Origin of the sequence: Bacillus sp. REN10, assembly GCF_016820555.1 — a bacterium.
Taxonomy (GTDB): domain Bacteria; phylum Bacillota; class Bacilli; order Bacillales; family Domibacillaceae; genus Bacillus_CE.
On the sequence record NZ_JADHDW010000001.1, the window covers coordinates 182,664 to 203,537 of the forward strand.

Here is a 20,874-nt window from a genome sequence, read left to right on the forward strand (position 1 = left end):
AGGAGGGGACAAACATGGGAAAAAAAGTATTAGTATTAGGTGAAGTTCGTGACGGAGCATTAAGAAACGTATCTTTTGAAGCGATTGCAGCGGCTAAGAAAGTGGCAGAAGGCGGCGAAGTAGTCGGGGTATTGCTTGGCGATTCTGTCAGCTCATACGCTGCTCAAATGATTCATTACGGTGCGGATCGCGTCGTAACAGTAGAGGATGAAAAGCTGGCTCAATACACATCTGACGGCTTCTCGCAAGCATTGTTAGCGGTTGTTGATCAAGAAAGTCCAGAGGGAATCGTCTTCGGTCATACAGCGTTAGGAAAAGATTTATCACCGAAAATTGCGGCGAAGCTAGAAGCGGGCTTAATTTCTGATGCGACAGCTGTGGAAGAAGAAGGCGGAGAAATTGTTTTCACACGCCCAATCTATTCCGGAAAAGCATTTGAAAAGAAAACAGTGAGCGAAGGAGTCGTACTTGCGACTGTTCGTCCAAACAATATCGCACCGCTTGAAAAAGATGAGTCTCGTTCAGGCGATGTATCATCGGTTTCAGCAACGATTAAAGATCTTCGTACGATCATTCAAGAAGTCGTGCGTAAAACAAGTGAAGGTGTAGATTTATCAGAAGCGAAAGTAATCGTGGCGGGCGGCCGCGGCGTAAAGAGCGAAGAAGGTTTTGGGCCATTAAAAGAGCTCGCTGATGTGCTTGGCGGAGCAGTCGGTGCTTCTCGCGGAGCTTGTGATGCGGATTACTGCGACTACTCTTTACAAATCGGTCAAACAGGTAAAGTTGTAACGCCTGATTTGTACATCGCTTGTGGAATCTCTGGAGCAATCCAGCATTTAGCCGGAATGTCTAACTCAAAGGTGATTGTAGCGATCAATAAAGATCCAGAAGCAAGCATCTTTAGCGTAGCAGATTACGGAATCGTTGGTGACTTATTTGAAGTCGTACCGTTATTAACGGAAGAATTTAAGAAATTGAAAGTTGCTACTTCTTAAGGAGCAAAAAAGCTGTTAGTCTAATAGAGGCTAGCAGCTTTTTTTGTAGGATAGAAATAGTCGAAGATAAGCAGGTATTGGCGATCATTCGGCCTTTAGGCGCGGGAAAAGTATTTAGCTAAACAGGGGGACTGGCCATGGCAGAACTGCAATTAAAACAAATTTATAAAATCTATGACAATAACGTAACTGCAGTCGAAAATTTCAATCTCCATATTGAAGATAAAGAGTTTATCGTCTTTGTAGGTCCATCGGGTTGCGGAAAGTCAACCACTTTGCGCATGGTTGCAGGGTTAGAAGAAATCTCAAAAGGTGATTTTTATATTGATGGCCAACGAGTCAATGAAATGGCTCCTAAAGACCGTGATATCGCGATGGTGTTTCAAAACTATGCTCTTTATCCGCATATGACCGTTTATGATAATATTGCTTTTGGATTGAAGCTGCGTAAAGTGCCGAAAGAAGAAATTGAGCGCCGCGTAGTAGATGCAGCGAATATTCTCGGGCTAGAGAAATACTTACAACGTAAACCGAAAGAATTATCAGGAGGTCAGCGGCAGCGGGTCGCTTTAGGACGGGCTATCGTTCGCGATGCGAAAGTGTTCTTAATGGATGAGCCGCTTTCTAACCTTGATGCCAAATTACGGGTGCAAATGAGGGCGGAAATTATTAAACTGCATCAGCGCCTGCAAACGACAACGATCTATGTCACGCATGATCAAACAGAGGCGCTAACGATGGCTAGCCGAATTGTTGTGATGAAAGACGGCAAAGTCCAGCAAATCGGTACGCCAAAAGAAGTGTATGAAAATCCAGACAATATGTTTGTCGGCGGATTTATCGGTTCACCGGCTATGAACTTTTTTAAAGGGATACTTGCAGACGGTAAATTTATGATCGGCTCTACCGCGCTGCAGATTCCGGAGGGGAAAATGAGTAGTTTGAAAAAGCAAGGATATGTCAGACGAGACATTGTTCTTGGCGTCCGTCCGGAAGATATTCATGATGAATTAATTTTTATTGAAACATCTCAAGGGTCAGCAGTGAAGGTGAAGGTCAGTGTGGCGGAAATGCTTGGAGCAGAAATTATGGTATATTCGCAACTAGAAGGTCAAAATTTTGTAGCACGCTTCGATTCCCGATTAGATATTCACGTTGGTGAAGAGCTGACCATCGCTTTTGATATGAATAAAGCTCATTTCTTTGATCCTGATTCAGAAAAAAGAATTGAACTATTTGAATAAATCACGACTTCCTCCCAAACAGGAGGGAGCTATTTTCTTAAGGGATATTTTCTTTAGAAATGGGTTATAGTAGTTTTGAAACAAAAAAATAGCATCACTGTTTAAACGGTGATATACTATCCATAGTATATCGTTATTTTAGGAGGTAATTTCTTATGGCAATTGTAAACGCAACTGATCAAACATTCTCAACTGAAACGGAAAATGGTCTTGTACTTGTAGACTTCTGGGCTCCTTGGTGCGGACCTTGTAAAATGATTGCTCCTGTACTTGAAGAGCTAGATGCTGAACTAAGCGGCACAGCGAAAGTGGTTAAAGTCGATGTAGATGACAACCAAGAAACAGCTGCAAAATTTGGTGTAATGAGCATTCCAACTTTGATCCTTTTCAAAGATGGCCAGCCAGTAGATAAAGTGATTGGTTTCCAACCGAAAGAAGCATTAGCTGAATTAATTAACAAACATGCGTAATGAAGTACACAAGCGCCTTCTGTCATAGACAGAGGGCGTTTTTTTTTATTGCTAGAAAATTACCATTGACTATGAGAATCATTCTCTTTATAATGTGTTTATGTTGAAAAACGTTATCAATTAAGAGGTTTTGGAGGAACAGGCATGAAAAAGAGAGAACTACAGGCAATTTTTGCATCATTTTTAGTAGCGGGGACGGTGTTAGCCGGCTGTGGAGGCACAGAAGAAGCGCCGAAAGAAGAGAAAAAGCAAGAAGAAGCAAAGCCTGCTGAGGAAGCGAAAGATCAAGAACAAGCCCCAGCTGAAACAACAGGAGCAGTTGCAGCTCAAATTGAGGCTTATCAAGTATTTTCTGCTGAGAAAGATAAGCTGAAAGAAGGCGGCAAAGTGGACTGGACCAACGTTGAAAAAGCTTACTCAGAACAGTTGCAAGCGGCGATTAATGAAGTGAATGGGGAATATGCTCAAGGCATTGAAGCGGCAATTGAAGCGGGCAAATCAGAAGAGCTTGATTCCGTTGTGGCGATGCAACTTGTCGATAAATTAACGCAATCGTATTTCTATCAAAAGCAAAAGCGTCTGCAAAAAGATGCGAGTGCCGCATTAGCTGAGAAAAAAGCAGATGAAGCGAAAGCGATGTTTGATGAGATTAAGCAATTAGCGGATAACGTATTTATTCCAACAGCTGAAAAGCGCGATACGTACTATGAACTTTCTGGCAAAGACAGCGTGGCTGAAAACATTCGTAACGGCTTGAAAGTACAAGAAGAAGCATTAACCGCTGGAAATGCAGATGACTTCCAAGTATACGTTCAGTTGACGGATAAATCGATTTATAAAGTATATTACTTAGCGGCAAACGGCTATGCTGAAAAAATTGAAGCGGCTGTGGCTGAAGGAAAAGAAGATGAGTTAAAGATTATGCAAGCAGAAGGATATGGATTCCTTCAAGCGATTAAAGAATCATTATCAGGTGGAAATGAAGAAGCGGCTAAAAAGCTAGATGAATTATTCTCTCTTGATACAGATCCGAAAACAATCAAAGCTGTAGAAGTCAACAGTCTATTTAATACAGCCATTATCGGCAAAGTAACAGGCTATCATGAAAAGGTACCAGAAGCCTTAGCAGCAAACAAAACATTAGATGCGAAAGTAGAAGCGTTAGAAGGAAACATGTTCATGAACATGATTGATCTTCAATTAAAGAAACAGCTAGGTGAAGACAAAACGGCTGAACTTCATCAAAAAGCAGAAAAATGGTTTGAAGCGGTTGCTAATGAAAAAGCGGACGAAGCGAAATCATTAAGTGATGAGATCAAATCTAGCCTTAGCCAGATTAAATAATGAACAAATGAGGGAGAGCCGTTTTGCAGAAAAACGGCTTTTCTATTTTTCTCACAGGCTGTGATACAATGACATGTGACGCTGAAAAAGAAAGAGTTGAAGAAAGATGAAAATTGTCATCACAGGCGGGGCTGGCTTTATCGGGATGCACACAGCCACTCGATTGCTGAAGGAAGGGCAGGAAGTGCATATTATTGATCATTTCCATCCGTATTACTCGCCAGAACGAAAGAAAAAACATGCTGAAGTGATTCGTCAAACAGGTTTTGCTTATTTTTATGAACATAATTTACTCCATCGAGAAGAAACGATCGCGCTTATTGCGCAAATACGTCCAGATGCGATCATTCATCTAGCGGCTTTGCCAGGTGTGTCTTATTCGCTGGAGGAGCCGCTAATGTATGTCGATTACGATATTAAAATGACGATTAATGTGCTAGAGGCAGCGGGTAAGGCAGAGGTAAAGAAAGTGGTTTTTGCTTCTTCCTCTTCTGTCTATGGCGAACAGCCTAATAGGCCATTAAAAGAAGAAATGGCGAATGGCCGAGCGATCTCCCCATACGCTGCATCGAAATGGAGTGCGGAATCATTTTGCCATGTATATGCGCAGCTTTATTCCTACTCTGTATCCGTGCTGCGCTTTTTTACTGTGTATGGACCTTGGGGACGGCCAGATATGGCGATAGCAAAATTTATTAAACGAGCAATGAACGGTGAGGCGATTGACATTTACGGCAAAGGAAGCGGTCGTGATTATACGTATGTGGATGATGTCGTCAACGGCATCCGCTTGAGTTTAAATGATCAACAAAACTATGCTATTTGGAATATTGGAGCAGGCTCCCCGACTAGTATGACTCGCTTGTTAGCGTTATTAGAAAAAGAGTTTCCGCACATGGATATTCGCTACGGCGACCATCGAGTCGGGGATGTTGTTTCGACATGGGCGGACATTTCGAAAGCAAAACAGGAACTGGGATTTCAGCCAGTTACCTCGATTGAAGAAGGACTGAAGCGAACGATTGAGTGGGCATATGACAACAAAGCACATTTATAAAGGAATAAAAAGAGGCATTTCTGTCCTGATCTTAGCTTTGTTTTTCTGGTTATTGTATCGCTACATAGATTCGTCTATGCTGATGTCTTCTTTACAAACGGTGAAACAGCATCCTTGGCTATTAGTTGGAGGCTTAGCTGTTTATGGGCTTTCATTTGCAGTGAAAGCCTTAGCATGGACATGGTATCTTCGTGGGCGCATTCGCTTTTCAACGGCTTTGATTGGTATTTTGTATAGTTTATTCGTCAATCATTTGCTTCCTGTCAAGGCAGGAGAGTTGTTCCGGGCTTACATATGTAAGGAGCGAGAAGGCCAAGCGTATTTCATGGCCTTACAATCTGTGGCTGTGATGAGAGGATTTGATTTTTTCATTCTCATCGCAATTGCCTATATCGGCTTGTATTGGCTCCCCTTCCCAACGAGCTTTCCCCTGTACTTCATAGCAATCCTTACTTTTATAGGAGGACTATTGCTCATAGGTATGATCAGGTGGAAAAAAGAGCTGTTTCTTCGCCAGTGGGTATTCTTTAAAGATACGTTTTGGAGAAGCTCGACGATTCCGGTCTTTGGTCTTGTTTTGCTTAGCTGGTTAATGGAAGCGGCGCTCGTTTGGACCGTGGCTTCTGCTCTTGTTCATCCCGTAACATCTTTTCAAGCGATATGGATCAATAGTATGACGGTTGCGGGTCAAACGTTTCAAATCACCCCCGGCGGGATTGCGAACTATGAAACAGTGATGTCATTGGCTTTTCGTGCTGTGGGTGACACGGTAGAGTTTGGTATGACTGTGGCGCTAATTACTCATGGACTCAAGTTTATTTTCTCATTTGGAGCAGGAGCGGTTGTTTGGCTCATTCATCCGCTCTCGTTTAAAAACGTGTTGTATACGAAAAAGAAAGGAGGCATTCGCCAATGAAAAGTGCATCGAAATTTGAAAAATTTGCGGCGCGCTGCTGGAATTTGTTGAATGAAGGGAAACCCTTCACACCTATTTTTGTTGTTGGTACGATGCTGATTTATCATTTGTTTGACTTAGGGCAAGCGGAGAATGTAAAGGCTTTAGGTATAGGCTTTTTGCTCGTCTTGCCGCTATTTATTCTTTATTTTATTTATGACTTTCCGCTCTTTTTGCGAAATTATTTATGGATGCCGTTCGTCGCCTTTTTGCTCATGGGAGGACAAGTGGACTTTGGGCTATTAGCGTTAGCATTCGGTTTATACTTTTTCTTTACCGTCTTCTTTTGGGGGACGATTTATTATCATTTACGGATCGGGATCACACTTTGGAACTTCACTCGTTTTTGGAAGCTTGTGTTGAAAAATAGTGATTCCACAAGCGGAAATGCTCAAGAACAGCTACCGAAAGTATTGCTGTTGCTGATGCTTTGGCAACAGTTTTTCGAACAAAGTGTAGCAGGTGCCGCCTTCGAATGGACCCATATCGCTTCGTTTTATGCTGGTGTGTTTGTGTTTACTTTTATTCTGCATCGTTATTTATTCGATTGGAAGCCAAAACCGTATGAACAATATGCGACGATGCCTAAAGCTGATCCGGATCACCAAACCGATCGAGTAGTCGTCATTGTGATTGATGGAATGCGGAAAGAACGTTTTTATGAAGCGAACACTCCTTACCTCGATTTTCTAAAGGAAAACGGAACAGAATATACGAATATGGAAACGGTCTACCCAGCTCGAACAGTCGTCTGCTTTTCTTCCATGTTTACAGGGACGTATCCATTTGAGCATGGAATTCAATCGAACATGGTCTATAAGCTCGGGATTAAAACGGAAAGTATTTTTGATTCCCTTAGAAAAGTGAACAAAAAAGGGCGCCTGCTCGGTATTGCTCACTTAGTCGATTCGATGGGCGATGATGTAGAAACTGTCACTGCTGTCATGAAAAACGATGAAGCAGATCCGAATATTATGAAGCGGGCTAAGAAAATTATGAATGAGCAAGATCCGGATTTATTTATTGTTCAAATGATCGCGACCGATCAAACAGGACATAGCCGCGGCGTGTTTTATGATGAGTATATTGAAAAAATTCAAGAAGCCGATGCGCTAGTCAAAGACTTTGTGGAGTGGTTAGAAGCGGAAGGCAAGATGGACAATACAACATTGATAATTTGTGCCGATCACGGTCAAGCAGACGGCATTGGCGGACACGGCCATTTAGATGAAGGAGAACGATTTGTTCCATTCTTCATGTATGGCCCAAATATTAAGCCGGGAGAGAAAGTACAAGAAAAGCGCAGTCTAGTGTCTATGGCGTCAACTCTTGCTTATATACTTGGCGCTCCGTTGCCAGACCATGCCCGTGGACCGGTACTAGAAGAAGCATTTGTAGAAAAGAGGGACCAATCCATTGACTAAAAAGAAAGTAGTTGTATTTTTGCCAGCTTACAATGAAGAGGAAGCGATTGCCGCTGTCATTCAAGAGGTGCCGCGGAAGTTTGATCCTTCAATTGATGTCGAGGTGTTAGTGATCAATGATGGATCAACGGATCGAACAGTGGAGGTCGCTCAAGCAGCAGGCGCCGATCATATTGTGCATATGGAGAAAAACAGCGGACTAGGTGCCGCTGTTCGCCGCGGCCTGCAAGAATGTCTTCGCCTGCAAGCAGATATTGGTGTGATGATTGATGCGGATGGAGAATATCCGGCTCGGCAAATTCCAGATGTCATCGCTCCGATTTTATCAGGGGAAGCCGACTATACGATGGGATCAAGATTTAAGGGAACAATCGATGGGATGAAAATTCATCGCCGTTTAGGAAATTATTGTTTTACGTTGCTACAATCGATCTTGTTGCGTCAATGGATTTATGACGGACAGTCAGGGATGCGGGCCTTTTCGAAAACGGTGATGGAAGAAGCGGAAATTATCCACGATTATAACTATGCCCAAGTGATTACCTTGAACATTGTTCGGAAGGGATTTCGAATGAAAGAAGTGCCGATTGAATATCAAGTGCGTACCACTGGGCAGTCATTTATTAAGTTTAAATCCTATATGATGAATGTATTGCCAGCGATTTATAAAGAAATGAGGACGCCGGTCAAAAAGGTAGAGCAACCAAAAAAATATATAGCCACAAAAAACTAAACTTTTGTGGCTAAAAAGGATTGACAATAAAATTGATAATCATTATCATCAAATAGACAGGAGGCATGAAAATGAAAAGAACTTCTCTTTTTTTAAGTTTCATTTTAATGATGGTACTGAATGGTTTTGCTTTTGCTTTTCCTTTACATACAGCTGCCTATTCTTACGGCGATCCGAATGAAGAGAAAATGGCGGAAGCGTATAAAGAATTGACAGTTCATCTCGATAACGATGACTGGGGAAAAGTGAAAGAGGTATATAGTACATACGAAAAAGACTTCAGTTTATATTTTAAGAAAACGATACCAGATATAGAAAAAGCAATTGAGAATAAAGATAAGGAGCTCATGCGCCGCAGCTGGCAAGCAGCAATGCGCTTAAATATTGAACGGCGCCTTCATTTTGCTCAAGAACAGTTTGATGACTACGGTCAAGCCAAATTGCTGCTGGCAAAAGCGCGCGGGACATTTGCGGTGTTAGAACCTGAGATGGTGAAACAAACCGATCAAAAAACGGTAGATACCATTTATCAGGCATTTGATGACTCCTTAAAATCATTGGGGAATCCTGGGTTGTTTGGAATAGGTAATCAAGAAAATGATCCAGAAACATTTACAAAACAGACTCAATTTATTATTGATCAAATCGAGCCGGTTTTTCCGATTGTGTCTGAAGAACAAGATAAAAGTCATTTAACGGAAGAAAATTTAGATTTTCTTGATCAAATGCAAGAAGGCGGAACATCAAGCTTTTGGTTCTGGCTATCGGTTGGACTTGTTGCTTTGTTAGTTGTCATGATCATCGTGAATAAACGTAAACAAAAGAAACAGTAGGAAAAAGCGCAGGGGGAGTGCAGCATGGATTTTCAAGCATTTTTAATTACGCTACGTGAAGCGTTAGAAGCAATCTTAATTGTTGGTTTAATTCTTTCTTATTTAACGCGGCTAGATGCCAATCAATACAAAAAATGGATTTATGTCGGTGTGTTGTTGGCAATTGTTTCAAGCTTTTTAATTGCTCTTGTGTTCCAAGTCGTGTTCACAGGTTTTGCGAGCTTTGGATCGGAAGTGTATTTAAAAGTCGGCATTTTGTTCGCTTCAGTCTTTTTACTTACCCATATGGTTATTTGGATGAAGAAAGAATCAAAAGATATCAATGGCGATATGCAGAAAAAAATTGGGGCCGCCGTCACAGCGGGCAGTGTGTCAGCCTTAATTATCCACTCTTACTTAATCGTCGTGCGTGAAGGAGTAGAAACGGTCTTTTTCTTCGCTGCGATTAGCGGCGGAGACATTACAAAGGTGTTTCAAAGCTCTGGAGCGTTAGCTGGTTTGCTTATGGCTTTAGTGCTGGGCTATATGTTTTTCTCAGGTACGATGAGATTTTCATTAAAAACCTTTTTTAATGTGACGGGTATTCTCATTATGTTTATTGCCGCCGGTTTGCTTGTTCAAGGAATTGGCGTGTTGCAAGACCTTGGAAAAATGGGTTCCCTTTACACAACAGCTGAAGGAAAGCCAGCGGAACTGTATAATATTGTTCATATTATGCCTGAGCATTACCAAGATGAAATGCACTATCTTCGCGATACAGGAAAAGAGTCGCTCATCAGTGGGCAAGTCGGATTGTTTATGGCAGCGATGTTTGGCTACAGCCATAATCCGTCGCTTGAGCAAGTGCTCGGCTATTGGGGATACTTTGCGATTGTCATCGTGATGACGCGACTGATTGATAAAGGAAAAATAAGCAAACCATCATTTAAAAAAAGAAAAGCTGTATAATAGATAGTATATGGATCTCCCTCTGCAAGACTCGCCTTTAGGCGGGTCTTTATTGTCGTTTAGCTATCACTTTCATTATGAAAGGAGTTTTATATGCGTACTCGTGGTATCAACATCATGCTGATTGTTTCGCTCATTGCTTTTCTAGTATTATGGGGATATATTATTTTTCTACCAGTTGTTATGCCTTCCACATGGGATCAAGTCGATTTTGCTCTAGGTGTGACTCGATTTGATTTGCTGGCGATGCAGCCGCATTTTCCTGGTTATCCCTTTTTTATGTTCGCCGCTATGGTCGTTCATTATGTGGTTAAAGATGCAGAAGCCGCTTTATCGATATGGAACAAGCTCATTTATTTGACTAGCCTTTATCCGCTTTTTAAATTAGCAAGACATTCTTTATCTCCTCGTCCGGCCTTTTTAACAGCGCTGCTGATCCATTGTTTGCCTTTTCCTTTGCTGATGATGCAGCAACCGATTTCTGAACCGATGGCCTTAGCGATTTTCTTTTGGTTCCTTTGGTCCTTGATGAGGGCAGTTGAGCAAGGAACGAGAGAAGCAGGTATTTGGCCAATGGTGCTGCTGGCGGTCTTACTCGGCGTTCGCCTCTCCTATGTAGCCGTGTTTGTTGCCGTTATTGTATACTGGATATGGTATTGGAAACAGACAAAGGATGGTCGCGGCATTGTTTTTCAGCTTTTCATATTGATAGCGGCCAATTTAGCATGGGTGAGTGCATTAATTAGCAATGCTGGCAGTTTGCAAACATTTATAAAAATTGCTTTAGGCTTTACCGACGGTCATTTTACTGAGTGGGGAGGCACAGCGATCGCAAGTGATGCTGCTGTATGGGAAAGAATGTCTTATTTGTTGTTTCATAACTTGTTATGGAGCGGGATGTTTGTCGAGGATTTACCGTTGGCCATTCTATTAGGAGGCACATTTGTAGCGGCTGGTTTTATGATGAACAAACGAATGGGGGATGTGATCTCACTCAGTTGGCTAGCGGTCTTTCTTTCTTATTTTTTATGGGTGTTATTTGCTCAAAACATCGATAAGCCCCGCCATAGTTTGCCGCTCATCTCATTGCTGCCGCTCTTGCTATTAACAAAAGTGAATTGGAAAAGATGGTTCACAGCAGCTGTAGCGGTTACAGTTATGACGGAGATGATGGTCGCCATTCCATTAGTAAAAGAACAAGCACTAGACGAGCCAGCCGTCATTCAAGCATCGAATTATTTGGAAGAAATGAAGGAACCATTTATTGTATATACATGGGAGGAAACAAGAGTGTTTGAGTATCGGCAAGTTTCCTTTTCTCATAAGCGGCTATTTAGCTATGATCGTTTTCTTGCGGATGTTTCGTCACAGAAAAACCGGCGCATTTATTTAACTGATAAAGTGGTGAGCGGTTTTGAACAACAAATTGGTCATTCCTTACAGGAGCAACTGACGAAACAAGCTGAATTTACCTCTAATCATTTATTTGATCCTGTGTATGATCAAGTGATTCTTTATGAGTGGATGCCATCTGGAGGTGGAAAAAATGAATGAAATCATTAAACATAAATTAGCGCTGCTTCCTGATCAGCCAGGCTGTTATTTAATGAAGGACCGGCATGGAACGGTCATTTACGTCGGGAAGGCAAAGGTGTTAAAAAATCGGGTTCGCTCTTATTTTACTGGTTCTCACGATGGAAAGACGCAGCGTTTAGTCAGTGAAATCGAAGACTTTGAGTATATTATCACTTCTTCTAATTTAGAAGCGTTAATTTTAGAGCTGAACTTAATTAAAAAGCATGATCCGAAATATAATATTATGCTGAAAGATGATAAAAGCTATCCGTTTATTAAACTGACAGCTGAACGTCATCCAAGGTTAGTGATCACTCGAAAGGTTCAAAAAGATAAGGGAAAATATTTCGGACCTTATCCGCATGCGCAGGCAGCGAATGAGACGAAAAAGCTGTTGGATCGGCTCTATCCTTTAAGGAAATGTATGAATTTGCCGGATCGGGTCTGTCTTTATTATCACATGGGACAATGCTTGGCTCCTTGTGTGAAAGAGGTGCCCGATGAAGAATACCGACATATTACCCAGGAAATAAGTCGATTTTTACAAGGCGGGCATCAACAGGTGAGAGAAGAGTTAATGGGCAAAATGCAAGAAGCAGCGGAAAAACTGGAGTTTGAACGAGCAAAAGAATACCGCGACCAAATTACCCACATTGATGCTCTGATGGAAAAGCAAAAGATCAATACGACGGATTTAATGGATCGGGATGTGTTCGGTTACGCAGTGGATAAAGGTTGGATGTGCGTGCAAGTCTTTTTCGTCCGCCAAGGAAAGCTGATTGAACGAGATGTGTCTTTATTTCCTTTTTATGATGAGCCGGAAGAGGAATTTTTGACATACCTTAACCAATTTTATGATCAGCCGAATCATTTTAAACCGAAAGAAATTTTGTTGCCGGAAAATGTGGATGCTCATTTAGCAGAACAGCTGATTGAAGTGAAGATGCTAAAGCCGCAAAAAGGACAAAAGAAAGAACTTGTCAAGTTAGCCGAAAAAAATGCGGCTGTTGCACTGCGAGAAAAATTTGCGTTAATTGAACGGGACGAAGAGCGAACGATCAAAGCAGTGGAACGACTCGGTGAAGCGATGAATATTCATCCTCCCCTTCGTATTGAGGCATTTGATAATTCCAACATCCAAGGAACAGATCCTGTTTCGGCAATGGTTGTCTTTGGCGATGGGAAACCGCTAAAGAAGGAATATCGCAAATTTAAAATTAAAACGGTCGAGGGGCCAGATGATTATGAATCGATGCGGGAAGTGATTCGTCGTCGCTACACTCGAGTGCTAAAAGAACGGCTTCCATTGCCAGACTTAGTGGTGATCGACGGCGGGAAAGGGCAAATTGAAGCCGCTAAAGAGATTTTGCTATATGAATTAAATATCGATGTGCCAGTTGCTGGTCTTGCGAAGGACGATAAGCATCGCACTTCGCAATTGTTATATGGTGATCCATTAAAGATCATCCCGCTTAAACATAACAGCCAAGAGTTTTATTTATTGCAGCGGATTCAAGATGAAGTCCACCGTTTTGCGATTACGTTTCACCGGGAGCTGCGTGGAAAGAGCGCGTTTCAGTCGATTCTAGATAATATTGATGGGGTCGGACCAAAAAGGAAGAATATGCTGTTGAAAGCATTCGGCTCAGTGAAGAAATTGAAAGAAGCCACGAAGGAAGAGATCACGGCGATCGGCATTCCTGAGCGAATAGCGGAGGAAGTCGTCAAGAAATTAAGCAGCAACTGAGTACGGATAGAAGAAGAGCGGGGGAGCGATCCCCCCGCTCTTCTTCTATAGAGCATTATAAAGTGAAAAAATGATTGTATATTGATACGATTATGTGTAAACAGAACAGTCCTGTGTTGTGTCACTTAAGTAATGATGAAGGGCCTTACTCCCATTTCACAGTGATTTGTACTTTGTGAGCCCGTTTTTGGACCTCACATATAGATTCAGCGATAGTTTGTTCTTGCAAACTGATTTGCTCGGCTAAAAATCCGCTTTCTATTGTGAAGGATGGTTCAGTATGAATAGAAAATCTTCTATCAATATATGGACCACTCAAGACGAAGATTTTCTCGTTTCTAGCTTCCTTTAACAGTGTAAGTTGCCCCCAGCCTGCTTCGCTGAAAAAAGAAGCAAGTTCTTCAAAGGTAGCGCAAGGAAACTTGCGAGCAATGGATTTTCCTGCCCAGTAAAGAATGTCCGCTGTCTCTTTGCCTAATACATCTGTAAGTAGCACGTCTCTGATAATTTCGTAACCGAAGACAGGGACGGAAAGAGTTGCCGTTTCTTGGTTATCGGTTTGATTTGTCAATTTTAATCCCCACTTTCTGCTATTTATTATATACAACTTGATCAAGAGAAAAAAGGTGTAACCTTTATCTTTCAAATTGTTATTTCGACATAATACTGCAAGGATAGCGTTTGGGGAAAATGAATAAAGATTCATAGATTGTAGTTTTTTCAGAATATAAAAAGATGTATACGCATTCTTGACGCTATGTGGCGATGGGAGTAAAATGGTGGTGTCACATAATTGTTATAAAATGAAGCTATGTCAAATATTTTTTTGTCAGATGCTTCAAAATCAAGGGGGGTAAATCATGGCTGACAATCGAGAGTTTTTTTATCGCAGGCTGCACTCATTACTTGGTGTCATTCCTGTGGGACTGTTTTTGACGCAACATTTAGTAATCAACCATTTTGCAACGAAGGGTGAGGAAGCATTTAACAACGCCGCTCACTTTATGGAGCAGTTGCCATTCCGTTATTTCTTGGAAGCGTTTGTTATTTTCCTACCTTTGTTATTCCATGCTATTTATGGCTTGTACATTGCCTTCACAGCGAAGAATAACGTAGGTAGATTTTCCTTCTTCCGAAATCAAATGTTCTTCTTACAGCGCCTTTCAGGTGTTATTACACTTGTGTTTGTTTCATGGCATGTATGGGAGACAAGAATTCAAGCAGCTTTAGGAGCTGAAGTGAATTTCCAAATGATGGAGAGTATTTTATCTAGTCCATTTATGCTTGCTTTCTACATAATTGGTGTTGTATCTACTATATTCCATTTCGCTAATGGTTTATGGTCATTCAGTGTAAGTTGGGGAATTACAATTTCTCCACGTTCTCAACAAATTATGACTTATGTTACAATGGGTGTTTTCGTAGCGCTTTCTGTTGTAGGTATTCGTGCGATTTTTGCTTTCGTTTGATGAAAATATGATCCGTTTAAGGATCTATTAGTACGGAATGTAGAAAAGGGAGTGAGTCTCAATGGGTAAAGGAAAAGTTATCGTAGTCGGCGGCGGATTAGCCGGTTTAATGGCTACAATTAAAGCAGCAGAAGAAGGAACGCAAGTTGATCTATTCTCATTAGTTCCAGTAAAGCGTTCTCACTCTGTTTGTGCGCAAGGTGGTATTAACGGTGCCGTTAATACAAAGGGTGAAGGAGATTCACCTTATGTTCACTTTGATGATACGATTTATGGCGGGGACTTTCTTGCTAACCAGCCTCCGGTAAAAGCAATGACTGAAGCAGCACCGGGAATCATTCACTTATTGGACCGCATGGGAGTTATGTTCAACCGTACACCGGAAGGACTTCTTGACTTCCGCCGCTTCGGAGGTACGCAACATCACCGTACAGCGTTTGCTGGTGCAACAACTGGTCAACAGCTATTATATGCGCTAGACGAGCAAGTTCGCCGTCACGAAGTAGCTGGTCTTGTAACGAAATACGAAGGTTGGGAATTCCTTGGTGCCATTATTGATGACGAGGGTGTTTGCCGCGGAATCACTGCACAGAACTTAACGGATATGAGCATCCAAACATTCCCTGGTGATGCTGTGATTATGGCAACAGGTGGCCCTGGTATTATTTTTGGAAAATCAACGAACTCTGTTATTAACACAGGTTCTGCCGCTTCCATCGTTTACCAGCAAGGGGTTAACTATGCAAATGGAGAGTTCATCCAAATCCATCCAACAGCGATTCCAGGAGACGATAAGCTTCGTCTAATGAGTGAATCTGCTCGTGGAGAAGGTGGACGCGTTTGGACATATAAAGATGGTAAACCTTGGTACTTCCTGGAAGAGAAATACCCGGCATACGGAAACCTTGTACCGCGTGATATTGCAACGCGTGAAATCTTTGATGTGTGCGTGAACCAAAAACTAGGTATCAATGGTGAAAACATGGTTTACTTGGATCTATCTCATAAAGATCCGCATGAATTAGATATTAAACTTGGCGGAATTATTGAAATCTATGAGAAATTCATGGGCGACGATCCGCGTAAAGTACCAATGAAAATCTTCCCGGCTGTTCACTACTCTATGGGTGGATTATGGGTAGATTATGAGCAACAAACAAATATTCCTGGTTTATTTGCTGCTGGTGAATGTGATTACTCACAGCATGGTGCGAACCGCTTAGGTGCCAACTCTTTACTTTCTGCTATTTATGGCGGTATGGTAGCTGGACCGAACGCTGTGAAATATATTGAAGGTCTTGAGAAAACATCTGATGCGATTTCTTCCTCTGTTTTCGATCGTTATGCGAAACAAGAAGAAGCGAAGTGGAATGAAGTCATGTCCCTTGATGGTACAGAAAATGCTTACATTCTTCACAAAGAACTTGGTGAGTGGATGACTGCCAATGTAACAGTTGTTCGCTACAACGATAAGCTGAAGCAAACAGATGACAAAATCGTTGAGTTAATGGAGCGTTGGAAAAACATTGATATTAACGATACAGCGAAATGGAGCAACCAAGGAGCTACTTTCACTCGCCAGTTGAAAAACATGCTTCACCTTGCTCGCGTTATCACAATTGGAGCCTTAAATCGTAACGAAAGCCGTGGAGCGCATTACAAGCCTGACTTCCCAGATCGTAACGATGAAGACTTCTTGAAGACAACGATGGCAACATTTAAAGGTGACAATGAAGCACCTGCGTTCCATTACGAAGATGTGGATATTTCATTGATCCCTCCTCGTAAGCGCGATTACACTAAGAAGAAGGAGGAGAAATAAAGATGAGCGAGAATAAGACAATCCGTTTTATTATTACTCGTCAAGACACGATGGATTCTGCGCCGTACGACGAAGAGTTCGTGATTCCGTATCGCCCAAATATGAACGTGATTTCGGCGCTGATGGAAATCCGCAGAAATCCAGTCAATGCAAAAGGCGAAAAATCAACGCCGATTGCTTGGGATATGAACTGTCTTGAAGAAGTATGTGGCGCTTGTTCCATGGTCATTAACGGAAAACCAAGACAATCATGTACAGCACTAGTGGATCAATTAGAGCAGCCGATCCGTCTAGCTCCAATGAGCACCTTCCCGGTTGTTCGTGACTTGCAAGTGGATCGCAGCCGTATGTTTGACTCCTTGAAAAAGGTAAAAGCATGGATTCCGATTGATGGAACGTACGATCTTGGACCTGGTCCTCGCATGCCTGAAAGAAAACGCCAATGGGCTTATGAATTGTCTAAATGTATGACTTGCGGTGTTTGCTTAGAAGCTTGTCCAAACGTAAACAGCAAGTCAAGCTTTATTGGACCTCAGCCATTATCGCAAGTTCGCTTATTCAATGCTCACCCAACAGGTGCGATGAATAAGGATGAACGCTTGCAAGCGATTATGGGAGATGGCGGCCTTGCGAATTGCGGAAACTCGCAAAACTGTGTACAATCTTGTCCAAAAGGTATTCCTTTAACAACATCTATCGCCGCTTTGAACCGTGATACGACTGTTCAAGCATTCCGCAGTTTCTTCGGAAGCGATTATCAAGTAGATTAATAAGTAAAGAACGGTTTGATCAACAGGTCATCTCCTATGAGTTTACTTCATCTAGAAAGGATCATTTTTTAGATGCTGTTTCGTAGGAGATGGCTTTTTGATTTCAACAAAGGGGGATGGAAATGAAAAAGGTGGCTTATATTGAGGATTGGGTGAAGTGGGAGAACGGCTTTCGTTTTTTTCACCCTGTCAGCGTTCGCTTCTCTGAAACAGATATGTTTGGGCATTTAAATAATACCGTGCCATTTGTCTATTTTGAAGAGGCGCGGATTGAATTTTTTAAGAAAATCGGGTTGATGGAGGATTGGACGAAAGAAACTGCTCCTGCGATGATTGTTGTGGCTGATCTGCAATGTGACTTTATTCAGCAAGTATTCTTTGGAGAGAAGTTGAACATTTTCGTGAAAGCAGAAACGATTGGCCAATCTTCTGTTGACCTTCATTACAAAGGGGTTAATCAAAAGGGAGACATTTGTTTTGTTGGGAGAGGGAGAGTCGTCCAAATTTCTCGTGAAACGCATAAGCCCTACCCATTATCAGAAGAGATGAAAAGTAAGTTAACACAGAACTCTCGGTAGATTTCTATTAAAATATTTTCCCTCTTAAATGTCAAACCGCCACCTTCTGACATATGATACCTTAACGGCCGTATTATCTGTGTTGAGATGCTGGCGGAGGCGAGGAGGGTAAAAGTTCAGTGAGGGAGCACCGCTTTGTTCGAAAACCACTTTTAACGAAAAGAGAAAAAGAAGTGTTTACGTTATTAGTTCAGGATAAAACAACGAAAGAAATCGCGGAAGAACTATTCATTAGTGAAAAAACCGTGAGAAACCATATTTCTAATTCCATTCAAAAGCTAGGTGTGAAAGGCCGTTCACAGGCAATTATTGAGTTATTGCGAATGGGTGAGCTAAAGCTTTAAAGAGAAAAGATGGCGTGAGTATTCCTTGCGCCATCTTTTTTGTATGGATAGAAGCAATGGGACAACTCTTGCATTTTTTCAAAAAAAAAGAGAAAATATAGGAATACAGGTCAAAAGGAAAAGAGATTAGGGAGTGCAAAAGGAATGGCAGAAGAGCTGGAGTGTTCGTCTGAAATTGTCGCAGAAATCGAAAAAGAATTGCGATACATAAATGTGATCATTAAACAAAAAGGTCGCGAAATATTAAGTGATTATCATATTACCCCGCCGCAATTTATTGCGTTACAATGGCTGTTTGAAGAAGGGGATATGACGATAGGAGAGCTATCGACGAAAATGTATTTAGCTTGCAGCACGACGACTGATTTAATTGATCGGATGGAGAAAACGAAGCTAGTTGAGCGTGTAAAAGATAAGCATGATCGCAGAATCGTCCGCATTCATCTGTTGAGTGAGGGCGCGAGAATTATTAATGAAGTGATTGCTAAACGTCAGTTGTATGTGAAACAAATATTAACGGATTTCACGAAAGAAGAAGTGGAATCACTGAAACAGCATTTGCAGAAAATGCATCAAGAAATGAAAGAAGAATGAGGCGAACGTGTTGAATAGACCAATTGGTGTCATAGATTCAGGAGTCGGTGGGTTGACGGTCGCGAAAGAAATGATGCGTCAGCTTCCGAATGAAACCATTTATTATACTGGGGATACGGCTCGCTGTCCGTATGGTCCGCGGCCAGCAGAAGAAGTGAAAGCTTTCACATGGGAAATGACCCGCTTTTTGCTGGAAAAAGAGATTAAAATGCTAGTGATCGCCTGTAATACAGCAACAGCCGTTGTATTAGAGGAAATACAAGAGGCGCTCGATATTCCGGTCGTTGGTGTCATCCGCCCTGGGGCAAGAGCCGCCATTAAACAGACAAAAAATGATCAGATTGCTGTGTTAGGGACGATAGGAACCGTGAAAAGCGGCGCGTATGAACACGCGCTGAAGGCAATTAATGATCATGTGGAGGTCATTTCCCTTGCCTGCCCTAAATTTGTTCCGCTTGTCGAAAGCGGTGAGCATAAAAGTGCGATGGCTAAAAAGGTGGTAGCGGAAACGTTGAAACCTTTAAAAGGCACATCGATTGATACGGTCATCTTAGGGTGCACCCATTATCCATTGTTGGAATCGATTATTTCGAACACTCTTGGCGATCAAGTGCAAATTATTAGTTCAGGAGAAGAAACCGCTCGTGAAGTGAGTGCGATCCTTGATTATCAGCAAATTCAAGCGAAGGAAAAAAGCGCTTCTCATCGTTTTTTCATCACTGGTTCTCAAAAGCTATTTTATCGAATAGCTTCTGATTGGCTGAAAAATAAACAAATACAAGTTGAAACGATCCGCTTAGGAAACTAAGCGGGTCTTTTTTTGCTAGAATAGAAGATTTATTTCCGAAGGTTCTAACTTGCTGAATGGCTCGTATATTTAGTACAAACAGCTTTAGGAGGGATCATTATGCGCAATAAGAAGACGACAGCTGCAATCACCATCCTGATTGCCTCAGTTTGTGCTGCTGGATGCGGATTGCTTTCTGGGGAGAAAAAAGAAAAGATTGATCCGCCGCATTCCGTCACGTATACCGATAATTTGAAAGGTGAGGAACAGCAATTAGCAAAACAAAATAAAAATATGGTAATGACTGAACTTTATTTAATTGATAAACATGGCTATGTAGTGTCACAGACGATCCCCCTTTCCAATACAGAAAGTTTGGCCAAGCAGGCGCTAGAACATCTTGTGGCGGAAGGGCCGATTACGAATATGCTTCCGAACGATTTTCGCCCTGTGTTGCCTGCGGGTACGCAAATCAACAGTGTTGATGTTCAAAAAGGCGTGGCTACTGTTGATTTTTCTCCTGAGTTCAAGGAGTATGCAAAGGAAGACGAAGCTCGAGTGGTACAAGCGGTTACATGGACATTGACTCAATTTGATTCGATTCATCGAGTAAAGATGAAGATCAATGGCCAGTCATTGAAGGAAATGCCTGTCGCTCATATGCCGTTGAGTACGAAAGGAATGACTCGAAAAGCGGGAATTAATATAGACACCTCCAATGTGGTGGATGTTGCCAACACGAGGCCTATTACTGTATACTTTATGGCTCAACAAGGAGAGGGCTACTATTATGTGCCTGTAACTAGGCGGGTAGCCAATAGTGAACAAGATCCTATTTCTGCTGTCGTGAAAGAGTTAGCGAAAGGACCGAAAGCTGGATCAGGATTAGTAACGGAATTTATCCCTCAAGCGGAATTGCTTGAACGTCCGATTGTGAAGGATGGAAGAGTGACATTAAACTTTAATGAAGCGATTCTAGGCAGCATGGAAAATAAAATGGTGTCTGACCACATATTAAAGCTATTAGCTTTGTCTTTAACAGAAGAAAGTGGTATTGAAAGTTTAGCGATTCAAGTAGCGGGGAGCTCGGAGATCATGACCGAAAATGGAGAACCGCTCAGCAGTTCAGTAACAAGACCTGAATTTATTAACCCGATTGGCTTGTGAACAGAAAAATTTACGCTA

General features: G+C 41.9%; 21 protein-coding genes. 20 read left to right on the plus strand and 1 reads right to left on the minus strand.

What is annotated here, in order from left to right; all coding sequences use genetic code 11:
• The first annotated feature begins 14 nt into the window (after positions 1-14).
• The 12 genes from IRB43_RS00910 (at position 15) to uvrC (ending at position 13,325) form a co-directional block, all read left to right on the plus strand.
• Positions 15-995, plus strand: coding sequence for an electron transfer flavoprotein subunit alpha/FixB family protein (locus IRB43_RS00910; protein WP_203361547.1), 981 nt, complete (start codon positions 15-17; stop codon positions 993-995).
• Positions 996-1,132: 137 nt separating this feature from the next.
• Entirely contained in the window at positions 1,133-2,239 is a 1,107-nt protein-coding gene (locus IRB43_RS00915; protein WP_203361548.1) for an ABC transporter ATP-binding protein, read from the plus strand.
• Between the two features lie 155 nt (positions 2,240-2,394).
• Positions 2,395-2,709 (plus strand): thioredoxin, encoded by a 315-nt coding sequence (trxA, locus tag IRB43_RS00920; protein WP_203361549.1) that lies wholly within the window; start codon positions 2,395-2,397, stop codon positions 2,707-2,709.
• A 144-nt stretch (positions 2,710-2,853) separates the two neighbouring features.
• Positions 2,854-4,053: a hypothetical protein gene (locus IRB43_RS00925; protein WP_203361550.1), complete on the plus strand. Its 1,200-nt coding sequence runs from the start codon at positions 2,854-2,856 to the stop codon at positions 4,051-4,053.
• A 106-nt stretch (positions 4,054-4,159) separates the two neighbouring features.
• Positions 4,160-5,110, plus strand: coding sequence for an NAD-dependent epimerase/dehydratase family protein (locus tag IRB43_RS00930; protein ID WP_203361551.1), 951 nt, complete (start codon positions 4,160-4,162; stop codon positions 5,108-5,110).
• Entirely contained in the window at positions 5,088-6,026 is a 939-nt protein-coding gene (locus tag IRB43_RS00935; protein WP_203361552.1) for a lysylphosphatidylglycerol synthase transmembrane domain-containing protein, read from the plus strand. The genes IRB43_RS00930 and IRB43_RS00935 overlap by 23 nt, the downstream gene beginning before the upstream one ends.
• A complete protein-coding gene (locus IRB43_RS00940) occupies positions 6,023-7,489 on the plus strand; it encodes an alkaline phosphatase family protein (protein WP_203361553.1) in 1,467 nt (488 codons plus the stop codon). Before IRB43_RS00935 ends, IRB43_RS00940 begins: the two co-directional genes overlap by 4 nt.
• Complete coding sequence (locus IRB43_RS00945; RefSeq protein WP_203361554.1) at positions 7,482-8,222, plus strand: glycosyltransferase family 2 protein; 741 nt, start codon at positions 7,482-7,484, stop codon at positions 8,220-8,222. The genes IRB43_RS00940 and IRB43_RS00945 overlap by 8 nt, the downstream gene beginning before the upstream one ends.
• A 71-nt stretch (positions 8,223-8,293) precedes the next feature.
• Positions 8,294-9,055, plus strand: a complete 762-nt coding sequence (locus IRB43_RS00950; protein ID WP_203361555.1) for a hypothetical protein — start codon at positions 8,294-8,296, stop codon at positions 9,053-9,055.
• Positions 9,056-9,079: 24 nt separating this feature from the next.
• Positions 9,080-10,003 carry an FTR1 family iron permease gene (locus IRB43_RS00955; RefSeq protein ID WP_203361556.1) on the plus strand — a complete coding sequence of 308 codons (924 nt, stop codon included), beginning with the start codon at positions 9,080-9,082 and terminating at the stop codon, positions 10,001-10,003.
• A gap of 93 nt (positions 10,004-10,096) precedes the next feature.
• Positions 10,097-11,557 (plus strand): glycosyltransferase family 39 protein, encoded by a 1,461-nt coding sequence (locus tag IRB43_RS00960; protein WP_203361557.1) that lies wholly within the window; start codon positions 10,097-10,099, stop codon positions 11,555-11,557.
• Complete coding sequence (gene uvrC / locus IRB43_RS00965; RefSeq protein WP_203361558.1) at positions 11,550-13,325, plus strand: excinuclease ABC subunit UvrC; 1,776 nt, start codon at positions 11,550-11,552, stop codon at positions 13,323-13,325. The genes IRB43_RS00960 and uvrC overlap by 8 nt, the downstream gene beginning before the upstream one ends.
• Positions 13,326-13,470: 145 nt before the next feature.
• On the opposite strand, the gene IRB43_RS00970 is transcribed toward uvrC, so the two are convergent.
• Positions 13,471-13,896, minus strand: coding sequence for a YslB family protein (locus tag IRB43_RS00970; protein ID WP_238941730.1), 426 nt, complete (start codon positions 13,894-13,896; stop codon positions 13,471-13,473).
• 289 nt (positions 13,897-14,185) lie between these two features.
• On the opposite strand from IRB43_RS00970, the gene IRB43_RS00975 reads away from it, so the two are divergent.
• From IRB43_RS00975 to IRB43_RS01010, 8 genes are all read left to right on the plus strand, one after another.
• A complete protein-coding gene (locus IRB43_RS00975; RefSeq protein WP_203361560.1) occupies positions 14,186-14,794 on the plus strand; it encodes a succinate dehydrogenase cytochrome b558 subunit in 609 nt (202 codons plus the stop codon).
• Between the two features lie 61 nt (positions 14,795-14,855).
• Positions 14,856-16,616, plus strand: a complete 1,761-nt coding sequence (gene sdhA / locus IRB43_RS00980) for a succinate dehydrogenase flavoprotein subunit (protein ID WP_203361561.1) — start codon at positions 14,856-14,858, stop codon at positions 16,614-16,616.
• Between the two features lie 2 nt (positions 16,617-16,618).
• The gene (gene sdhB, locus IRB43_RS00985; protein ID WP_203361562.1) at positions 16,619-17,386 is read left to right on the plus strand and encodes a succinate dehydrogenase iron-sulfur subunit; all 768 of its coding nucleotides are present in this window, start codon (positions 16,619-16,621) and stop codon (positions 17,384-17,386) included.
• Positions 17,387-17,508: 122 nt separating this feature from the next.
• The gene (locus IRB43_RS00990; RefSeq protein ID WP_203361563.1) at positions 17,509-17,964 is read left to right on the plus strand and encodes an acyl-CoA thioesterase; all 456 of its coding nucleotides are present in this window, start codon (positions 17,509-17,511) and stop codon (positions 17,962-17,964) included.
• Positions 17,965-18,083: 119 nt separating this feature from the next.
• The gene (locus IRB43_RS00995; protein WP_094835889.1) at positions 18,084-18,308 is read left to right on the plus strand and encodes a helix-turn-helix domain-containing protein; all 225 of its coding nucleotides are present in this window, start codon (positions 18,084-18,086) and stop codon (positions 18,306-18,308) included.
• A gap of 144 nt (positions 18,309-18,452) precedes the next feature.
• Positions 18,453-18,902, plus strand: a complete 450-nt coding sequence (locus IRB43_RS01000; protein WP_203361564.1) for a MarR family winged helix-turn-helix transcriptional regulator — start codon at positions 18,453-18,455, stop codon at positions 18,900-18,902.
• A gap of 10 nt (positions 18,903-18,912) precedes the next feature.
• Positions 18,913-19,710, plus strand: a complete 798-nt coding sequence (gene racE / locus IRB43_RS01005; RefSeq protein WP_203361565.1) for a glutamate racemase — start codon at positions 18,913-18,915, stop codon at positions 19,708-19,710.
• Positions 19,711-19,806: 96 nt separating this feature from the next.
• Positions 19,807-20,856 (plus strand): GerMN domain-containing protein, encoded by a 1,050-nt coding sequence (locus tag IRB43_RS01010; protein WP_481748103.1) that lies wholly within the window; start codon positions 19,807-19,809, stop codon positions 20,854-20,856.
• Positions 20,857-20,874 lie beyond the last annotated feature (18 nt).